8 protein-coding genes are annotated in these 8,356 nt (G+C 63.1%); 1 reads left to right on the top strand and 7 read right to left on the bottom strand.

What is annotated here, in order from left to right:
• Positions 1-78: 78 nt before the first annotated feature.
• The 7 genes from CHB64_RS12450 to CHB64_RS12420 form a co-directional block, all read right to left on the bottom strand.
• Entirely contained in the window at positions 79-954 is an 876-nt protein-coding gene (locus tag CHB64_RS12450) for a hypothetical protein (protein ID WP_143266017.1), read from the bottom strand.
• A 138-nt stretch (positions 955-1,092) separates the two neighbouring features.
• Positions 1,093-1,773: a TonB-dependent receptor plug domain-containing protein gene (locus CHB64_RS12445; RefSeq protein ID WP_159462498.1), complete on the bottom strand. Its 681-nt coding sequence runs from the start codon at positions 1,771-1,773 to the stop codon at positions 1,093-1,095.
• Between the two features lie 459 nt (positions 1,774-2,232).
• On the bottom strand, positions 2,233-2,850 hold the full coding sequence (gene rpsD / locus CHB64_RS12440; protein WP_089412938.1) for a 30S ribosomal protein S4: 618 nt from the start codon (positions 2,848-2,850) through the stop codon (positions 2,233-2,235).
• A 208-nt stretch (positions 2,851-3,058) separates the two neighbouring features.
• Positions 3,059-3,676 carry a VPLPA-CTERM sorting domain-containing protein gene (locus CHB64_RS12435; RefSeq protein WP_089412937.1) on the bottom strand — a complete coding sequence of 206 codons (618 nt, stop codon included), beginning with the start codon at positions 3,674-3,676 and terminating at the stop codon, positions 3,059-3,061.
• 206 nt (positions 3,677-3,882) lie between these two features.
• Positions 3,883-5,376 carry a flavin-containing monooxygenase gene (locus CHB64_RS12430; protein ID WP_089412936.1) on the bottom strand — a complete coding sequence of 498 codons (1,494 nt, stop codon included), beginning with the start codon at positions 5,374-5,376 and terminating at the stop codon, positions 3,883-3,885.
• 65 nt (positions 5,377-5,441) lie between these two features.
• The gene (locus CHB64_RS12425; protein ID WP_089412935.1) at positions 5,442-6,200 is read right to left on the bottom strand and encodes a queuosine precursor transporter; all 759 of its coding nucleotides are present in this window, start codon (positions 6,198-6,200) and stop codon (positions 5,442-5,444) included.
• Between the two features lie 40 nt (positions 6,201-6,240).
• Positions 6,241-7,020: an RNA methyltransferase gene (locus tag CHB64_RS12420; RefSeq protein WP_089412934.1), complete on the bottom strand. Its 780-nt coding sequence runs from the start codon at positions 7,018-7,020 to the stop codon at positions 6,241-6,243.
• Positions 7,021-7,137: 117 nt separating this feature from the next.
• Between CHB64_RS12420 and CHB64_RS12415 the strand changes: the two genes are divergently transcribed.
• Positions 7,138-8,352, top strand: coding sequence for an NADP-dependent isocitrate dehydrogenase (locus tag CHB64_RS12415; protein ID WP_089412933.1), 1,215 nt, complete (start codon positions 7,138-7,140; stop codon positions 8,350-8,352).
• Positions 8,353-8,356 lie beyond the last annotated feature (4 nt).

Here is an 8,356-nt window from a genome sequence, read left to right as displayed (position 1 = left end):
TCTTCTGGGCGATATCGTTTTCCCGACATTCTCTATCTCCTTGAATGCAGCCATTTGTTTCCTTGTTCGTGGCTGCGTTCAAAGGGGTCGGGTCACGAGGTCAGACCGGCAAACAATGTTGCCCGTCCCGTCGTCCACCGCATCAATGGCCGCATACAAGCGGTCCATGATGATGGCGTTGCCGTCGAACGTATCCGCCGTCGTGCGGCCGTAGTTCACGGCGAGCTCATAACGATAGACGTCGCCGAATTCGCCTTCGAATCCGCCGACAAGCCTGATCGTCTCCCGCTTGACCTCGTCAATGTTCGGGCCGAAATCCGTAAGGTCGCGGCCTACGAACAACAGCACGTCGTCAAGATCGAAAAACGCCGGATTGTCGTTGACGAAAGTCTCAATGGTGGTCCTGAGATTGTCAGGAATGTATGGGTTGTCGATGCGGATCGGGATCGAATCGTAAAAGCTGTTGACCCCGGGACCGGAAGTCGTCGCTTTCGTGCGCGAATATTTCCCTTCAAAGAAGAAAGACATATTCGGCGTCAGATCGTATTTGGCCGTCGTATTGAACGTGAACCGGCGCTCTTTCGGGATCAGCGTAAGCCCGTCGAGCCCCGTATTGGTTCCGTCGCCTCCGAACTGATTGATCTCGTCTGCGATCAATCCGTCAACGAAGGGGCGGGCCGGCCCGCCGGGCGTATCGACGATATGGCACCCTGCAAAGCCGGCGAAACGTTGATTGAGCGTGCCGTTCGCCGTCTGAAGACAGTCTTCGATACCGTTGTTGTCGAAATCGAAGATGAGACCGTCTGCGCCGAGATTGATGCCGGACAGATCGCTTCCGAAGATGTCTGTAAACGGATCGCCCGGATAGTAGGACAGGAACCCGTCGCCGAAAAAGTCGACGCCGATAAGGCTGCCGTAATTCGACACGCCGAAGCGCGGAAATTCGCCCACCATTCGCGGCGGCGCGCCTTCGATGCGCCCGCATAAGACGTCTCGGCCGGCGCCGAGCGTCGTATCTCCTGCGCCGCAGAAGAACTCGATGCTGTCGCCGAGAAGCAAAGGATCGAGACCGAACTGTGCGATATCGGCCGCCTAGATGCGCAAGGCGGGATTCGGCCAATCTGTCGCGATCCGGTCGCCGCGCGTGTGAGCGCGGTCGCCCTGCCTAAGCCGCTCGTTCTCTTCGAAGGTGAACGAGCCGGTAATGTTGCCGCGGCCGTTATCAAAGTTCTTTCCCGCAGTCGCGGAAAAGTAATAGATCCCGGCGTCGCCTTCATCCGAGATGCTGGCCTGTCCGCGCGCGGTTACGCCTTCGAAATCGTCCTTCATGATGAAATTGACGACCCCGGTCACGGCGTCCGCGCCGTAGATCGCCGAAGCGCCGCCGGTGAGAACATCTACCCTTTCCACAAGAGCCGCGGGAATCGTGTTCACGTCCACCGTCGAGGTGCCGGCGACGCCCCCTACGTGCCGTCGACCGTTCACGAGCACCAGGGTGCGTTCCGTGCCGAGATTGCGCAGATCAAGGGTGGCCGCGCCAAACGTGCCGAACGCGACGGAATTCTGCTCGCTGTTGGCGGAACCGATGAGCGCCGGAACGTCGTTGACGATGTCGACGACGTTCACGTCGCCCGAAAGAGTCACATCGGTCGAATCGACGGACTGGACTGGGTTCGGCGATTGAAGGTTGGGGCGCGTGATGCGCGTCCCGGTCACCACGATTTCATCATCCGACGCCGCATCCTGTCCGAATGCAGGCGCGGCCGCAGTCATAGCGAGTACTGACGAACCGGCGCACAGCGCTGCGAGCGCGATGCGTCGATGAGTGTTGATGGTCATGTCCCTTCTCCAGTTCCTCAGCGTCTAACAGACGCAGTTCAGGAAACTCCGAGCATATATCCGGCATCGCAGCGGCGAGCCGTAATGTAATTTTATCGGCGTATGGCGGAACCTCACTGCGGCTTGCTCGCATGTGCAGCAATTTGCGCAGGAAGCCGGTAATCTGGCCGCGATTTTCACGTCAAGCGTTGCCAAGCCGCAACATTGCTATGCTTGGCGATGCGCGGCGAACGAAATCGCAGGCATGCGTCGCCGTCTGCGACGGTCATGTTGCAGCCGGCGAGGCCACGGGCAGGGCCCTCGCGTGAGAACGTATGACGGTTGGCGAAAGGAAAGGCCGCCCTCGAAGGGGCGGCCTTCAGACAGATCCGCAGTAAGGGCGGAGGCGGTCCGTCACGATGCGTAGTATTCGACGACTAGGTTCGGCTCCATCGTGCACGGATAGGGCACTTCGGCGAATTCCGGTACGCGCAGATAGGTCGCCGTCATCTTCTTGGGATCGACTTCGATATAGTCTGGGATGTCGCGCTCGGGGCTCTGCAGGGCTTCGAGCACAAGAGCCATGTTCCTGGACTTTTCCTTGATTTCGACCACATCGCCCGGCTTGCAGCGATAGGACGGGATGTTGACCCGCCGGCCGTTGACCTTGACATGGCCGTGATTGACGAACTGGCGCGCGGCGAAGATCGTCGGCGTGAATTTCGCCCGATAGACGACGGCGTCAAGGCGGCTTTCGAGCAGTCCGATGAGATGCTCGGCGGTGTTGCCGCGCCGGCGCACCGCCTCGTTATAGATTTTCTCGAACTGGCGCTCGGTGATCTCGCCGTAATGGCCCTTGAGCTTCTGCTTGGCGCGCAGCTGCAGGCCGAAGTCGGACAGCTTGCCCTTCCGGCGCTGGCCGTGCATGCCGGGACCGTAGTCGCGCTTGTTGATCGGAGATTTCGGCCGGCCCCAGACGTTCTCGCCGACCCGGCGGTCAAGCTTGTGCTTGGCGCGAATGCGCTTGGTCATCGTTCCTCGCTTTCGGCGCGGCCCGGCCCCGGGGCCCATCCCCGAGGCGATCGCAACGGCGGTCCACGCGCCACCCGTTTTGAGAGGCCGGCTGATAGCGGCCGGCGGGCGGCCTGTCAACGCGAGGCGTCGCGGGTTGAGCGCTTCAAAGGAAAAGGGCCAGCCAAGCGGGCCCTTTCCAGATCCTGCAAACGGAATTCCGGGCGGATTACGCCGTCTTCCTGCGCCGGCCAGCGAAGCCAAGCCCGGCGAGGCCCGCCAGCATCAGCCATGCGGCGGCCGGCAGCGGGATGACGGTTTCACGGTAGTAGACGGAGACGTGGCTGATATCCTGCACCTGCCCGCTCGGCCCGAAGAACGGCGACAGATAAGAGCCCATGATGTCGGCGACCAGATAAGCGATCAGCGGCGCCGGATCGGCGATCGTGCCGCCCTTGAAAACGAGCATCACGTCGAGGCCGGCGAGCGATGAGATCCCCGTCAGCGCCCAGGTCCCGCTCTGAGCGTCCCCGGTCAGGACGAGGCCGAGCGTGTTCGCCCCCTCGTCGACCCCGTCAAGGTCATTGTCTTTGGCGTCGAAAATCCAGTCGCTGAAGCCGAAGAAAGCTTCGGTGTTCACCACCGTCGGCGCCGGCGCGTCATTCTGGAATGTATCGGAGAACTGACAGCCCGCATTCGGCGTCACCCGGCCTGTCACGTCCGGCGACCCGTCGCTGCAGGCGACCGCAGCCGCCTGGGCGGGCGCGGCGGCGGTCAGCGCGAGAAAAGCGGCGAGCCCCGCGGCCGCGCATGTCACGACCGCCGAGGCGGACTTGAAAATTGTCATGAAAACCTCCCCACGCCACCACGGGCAGGCGACACCCGCCCGTCACGATGCACTGACGGAAGAGTAGAGCGCCGATTTGAGCAATTGTAAAGTCGCTGAACAGAGAAAATTCACTTTCCTGCAGCTGGCGCAAATCGTTCTCGCCTGACGACAGTACGGCGCGAAGCGGAACAATCAGAGGTTATGGTTACGATCCCGCCCAGCGATCAGACGGCCGCGGCGACTGTCTCTCGCAGGACATATTCTTTCATGTCCGGCGCCTTCATTTCTTTCAGGAACCGCCGCACCGTATGCGGATAAAGCGTATAGTTCCGCCCGCGTTCGTCGACATACCAGGCGCCGCAGCCCGCCGCCCAGACCCGCTGCGAAAGCTCCCTCTGGATGCGGGCGTCATAGGCTGCGGCCGCTTCCGGCGTCGGCTCGACCAGCGCCGCGCCGCTCGCCTTCATCTTTTCGATAAGCTGCAGGACGTATTTCACCTGCGCCTCGATCATCAACACGACGGAATTGTGCCCGAGTCCGGAATTGGGACCAAGCAGCATGAAGAAGTTGGGAAAGCCGGGCGCGGCCACCGTGCGATGCGCCTTGATTCCGTCGGCCCAGACTTCGCGCAGGCTCGCGCCTGACGGACCGACCGCCTCGACCGATTCCACCAGATTGAACGGCTTGAAGCCGGTGGCGAGGATGACGACGTCGACCTCGCGCAGGCGCCCGTCTTTCGTCCGTATGCCGCTTTCCTCGAAGCGATCCACGCCTTCGGTGACGAGTGCGACATTGTCGCGCTGGATGGCGGGAAAGTAATCGTCGGAGATGAGAATGCGTTTGCAGCCGACCGGATAATCCGGCGTGAGCTTCGCTCTCAGCTCGGGATCGCGCACCTGTTCTTCGAGATGCCTGGCGAACTGTCTGCGCACGAAGCGCTTCATAAAGTTATCGTTCCTGTGAAACGCCAGATGCCGCGACTCGAGAAGGAAGAAATAATAAGCGCGATAGAGCCGCGCGAGCGGCGGGATCATCTTGAACAGCTTGCGCGCCCAGGCCGGATAGGCGTAGCTCTGGCGCGGCATCACCCAGTTGGGCGTGCGCTGATAGACGTCGAGCCGCGCGACCTTCGGCGCGATCTCGGGAATCGCCTGCACGGCGCTCGCCGCCGAGCCGATGATCGCGACCCGCTTGCCGGCGAGATCGACGTCGTGGCGCCAGCGCGCGGTGTGAAAAACCGGCCCGGCGAACGACTCCATGCCGGGGAAATCCGGAATGTTCGGCTCATGCAGCCCGCCGAGCCCGCTGACCACGATGTCGGCCTGCGCGGTCCCGCCGTCGGCGAACTCGATCGTCCAGCGCCGCCCGTCATGCCGCAGGCGGACGGCTTTTCGGCCGAACTCGGTCTTTTCGTAAAGCCCGTGCTTTCGGGCGCAGCGCCGCATGTAGTCCCAGATCTCCTGCCCGGACGAATAGCGGCGCGTCCATTCCGGATTGATGTCGAAGGAGAAAGAATAAAGATGAGACGGCACGTCGCAAGCCACGCCCGGATAGGTGTTCTCCCGCCAGGTGCCGCCGACGTCGTCGGCCTTTTCGTAAATCACGAAATCATCAAAGCCGCGCCTTTTGAGCGCGACGGCCATGCCCATGCCGGAAAAGCCGGCGCCGAGTATGGCGATCCTGAAGCCGCTGTCCGGCCGGGTCTGATCGAATGGCATAGACTGAGGAGTTTACTTGCATACGCCGCGCCGCGCCACGGCGAACAGCAGCGGCGAAACCAGGATCATAGCTTGAACGGCGTAAAATCGGCGTTCCGGTCGTAAACGTCCACGCCTTCGGCCTTTTTCAGAAAGCCCACCACCCGATAGGTGACCGGGGTCAGCGCCGCCTCCCAGCCCACCTTGAGGGCGTAGTTCGTCGCCATGACGGCCAGAACCACCTCGTTCGCCCAGACCCCGCCGAAGGCGAGAGGGTAGAAAATGAGCGTGTCGACGCCCTGCCCGACCGCCGTCGAGCCGATCGTGCGCCGCCACAGATGCCGGCCGCCCGAGGCCACCTTCATCCGCGCCATGACATAGGCGTTCGCCATCTCCCCCGCCCAGATGGCGAGACACGAGGCGAGCACGATGCGCGGCGCCTGCCCGAAGTCGAGCGCGAAAGCGGTCTGCCGGTCGATCCCGCCGATATCGACGTTCCACCCCGGCGCCGGCGGCATCGCCGTGATGAAGGCGGCCATGCCGGCCGCGAAGGCCGCCGAAACGAAACCCGCCCAGACCGCCCGGCGCGCCCGCTCATAGCCGTATACCTCCGTCAGCACGTCGCCGAGCACATAGGACAGCGGAAAGAACAGCACGCCCGCGCCGAAGGCGAAGCCCGCGACGCTCGCCACCTTCCCGGCGCCGATGATATTGGAGCAGACGATGATGACGCAGGTCGCCGCCAGCGCGAAATCGTAATAGCGGAACCGATGGTCTTTCAGCGTATCCGCGCGGTCGATGCGCCTGATCGAGGCCGCGTCAGTCTTGCCGTCCGCATCATTCATGGCAAATAATCCGCATAATGATTGAATTTCGGATGCGGTCTCAACACTCCTTACGCGGCCCTCCTGCGAGCGCCTTGACGACGCCGCGCAGCGTGCGAATCTCGCCTTCGGCGAATCCGGCCCGCGTGAAGGCCGCGCGCAGATTGCGCTCCATCACGGGACGCTTCTCCGGCGGAAAGAAATAGCCGGCCGCGTCGAGCGCGCCGATGAGCTGATCGAGCAGTCCCTCGAGCGCCGCGCGCGTCGCCGGGACGGCTTCTTCGAGCCCGCTCGCGAAGCCTTCGCGCCCGTCCGCCTTCGCCCATTCATAGGCGAGCACGGCGACCGCCTGAGCGAGATTGAGCGAGGCGAAAGACGGATTGACGGGGATCGAGACGATCGCGTCGGCGCGCGCCACCTCGTCGTTGAGCAGGCCCGAACGCTCGCGCCCGAACATGACCGCGCAGCGCGCGCCCGCGTCGATGCGCGCCTTGAGCGCCGCGGCGGCTTCTTCCGGCGACAGCACGGGCAGCAGGATTTCGCGCGGGCGCGCCGTGGTCGCCAGCACGTAATTGCAATCCGCCAGAGCTTCCTCAAGGCGGCCGAAGACCTGCGCGCGCTCGATTACGACATCGGCGCCCGAGGCCGTCGCGGCCGCGGCCGGATTGGGCCAGCCGTCGCGCGGCGCGACGAGACGCAGCTGTGCTGCGCCGAAATTGAGCATCGCGCGCGCGGCCGCGCCGATATTCTCGCCGAGCTGGGGCTCGACCAGAACGAACGCCGGCGCGGGCCTGAGCGCGCCCCGCCCGTCGCGTCTGCTTGTCCTACTCGCTTGGGCCATTGCGTCCCGCCGCCCCTTTTTTCCCGCGGCGCCCGGTGCTATAGGCGCCGAGCCTCCTCCCCGGCGCCGCTCCCGCGCGCCCGTCATGCTGATTCGCGAAACCCGGTAGGACCTTCGATGCAGAAAATCAAAGTCGAAAATCCCGTCGTCGAAATGGACGGAGACGAGATGACCCGGATCATCTGGAAGATGATCAAGGAGAAGTTCATCCATCCCTATCTCGACATCGAGCTGAAATATTTCGACCTCGGCATCGAAGAGCGCGACCGCACCAACGATCAGATCACCATCGAGGCCGCGGAAGCCACGAAGAAATACGGCGTCGCGGTGAAGTGCGCGACCATCACGCCCGACGAAGCCCGGGTCAAGGAATTCAACCTCAAGGAGATGTGGCGCTCGCCCAACGGCACGATCCGCAACATCCTCGGCGGCGTCGTGTTCCGCGAACCGATCATCATCCGCAACGTGCCGCGGCTGGTGCCAAGCTGGACGCAGCCGATCATCATCGGCCGTCACGCCTTCGGCGATCAGTACCGCGCCACCGACATCGTCTTTCCCGGCAAGGGCAAGCTGACCATGAAGTGGGAAGGCGAGAACGGGGACGTGATCGAAAGGGAAGTCTTCGACGCGCCGTCGGGCGGCGTCTATCTGGGGATGTACAATCTCGACTCTTCGATTCGCGACTTCGCCCGCGCCTGTTTCAACTACGCCGTCCAGCGGAAATATCCGCTTTATCTGTCCACCAAGAACACGATCCTCAAAAAGTACGACGGGCGCTTCAAGGACATCTTCCAGGAGATCTACGAGACCGAGTTCAAGGCGACGTTCGACGAGCTCAAGCTGACCTATGAGCACCGCCTGATCGACGACATGGTGGCGGCCTCGCTGAAATGGGCCGGCGGCTATGTCTGGGCCTGCAAGAACTATGACGGCGACGTGCAGTCCGATACGGTCGCGCAAGGGTTCGGCTCGCTCGGCCTGATGACCTCGGTGCTGATGACGCCGGACGGCAAGACCGTCGAGGCCGAGGCCGCCCACGGCACGGTGACGCGCCATTACCGGGCGCATCAGCGCGGCGAGGAGACTTCGACGAACCCCATCGCCTCGATCTTCGCCTGGACGCGCGGGCTCGCCCATCGCGGCAAGCTCGACGGCAACGAGGCGCTCATCAGTTTCGCCCGGACGCTGGAGGAGACCATCATCAAGACGGTCGAGGCCGGCCACATGACGAAGGACCTTGCGCTGCTCATCGGCGCCGAGCAGAGCTGGCTGACCACCACCGGCTTCCTCGACAAGGTGGACGAGAACTTCCGCAAGGCGATGGGCGTCTGAGTCG

The organism is Amphiplicatus metriothermophilus, from assembly GCF_900199215.1.
Lineage (GTDB): Bacteria > Pseudomonadota > Alphaproteobacteria > Caulobacterales > Parvularculaceae > Amphiplicatus > Amphiplicatus metriothermophilus.
This window is presented reverse-complemented; position numbering and strand designations above follow the sequence as displayed.

Bases quoted from the DNA above. Each gene is read 5' to 3' on its own strand.
- CHB64_RS12435 (WP_089412937.1), bottom strand. From the start codon at position 3,676: ATGACAATTTTCAAGTCCGCCTCGGCGGTCGTGACATGCGCGGCCGCG.
- CHB64_RS12450 (WP_143266017.1), bottom strand. From the start codon at position 954: ATGGTGGGCGAATTTCCGCGCTTCGGCGTGTCGAATTACGGCAGCCTT.
- CHB64_RS12425 (WP_089412935.1), bottom strand. From the start codon at position 6,200: ATGAATGATGCGGACGGCAAGACTGACGCGGCCTCGATCAGGCGCATC.
- CHB64_RS12430 (WP_089412936.1), bottom strand. From the start codon at position 5,376: ATGCCATTCGATCAGACCCGGCCGGACAGCGGCTTCAGGATCGCCATA.
- CHB64_RS12415 (WP_089412933.1), top strand. From the start codon at position 7,138: ATGCAGAAAATCAAAGTCGAAAATCCCGTCGTCGAAATGGACGGAGAC.
- CHB64_RS12445 (WP_159462498.1), bottom strand. From the start codon at position 1,773: ATGACTGCGGCCGCGCCTGCATTCGGACAGGATGCGGCGTCGGATGAT.
- rpsD (WP_089412938.1), bottom strand. From the start codon at position 2,850: ATGACCAAGCGCATTCGCGCCAAGCACAAGCTTGACCGCCGGGTCGGC.
- CHB64_RS12420 (WP_089412934.1), bottom strand. From the start codon at position 7,020: ATGGCCCAAGCGAGTAGGACAAGCAGACGCGACGGGCGGGGCGCGCTC.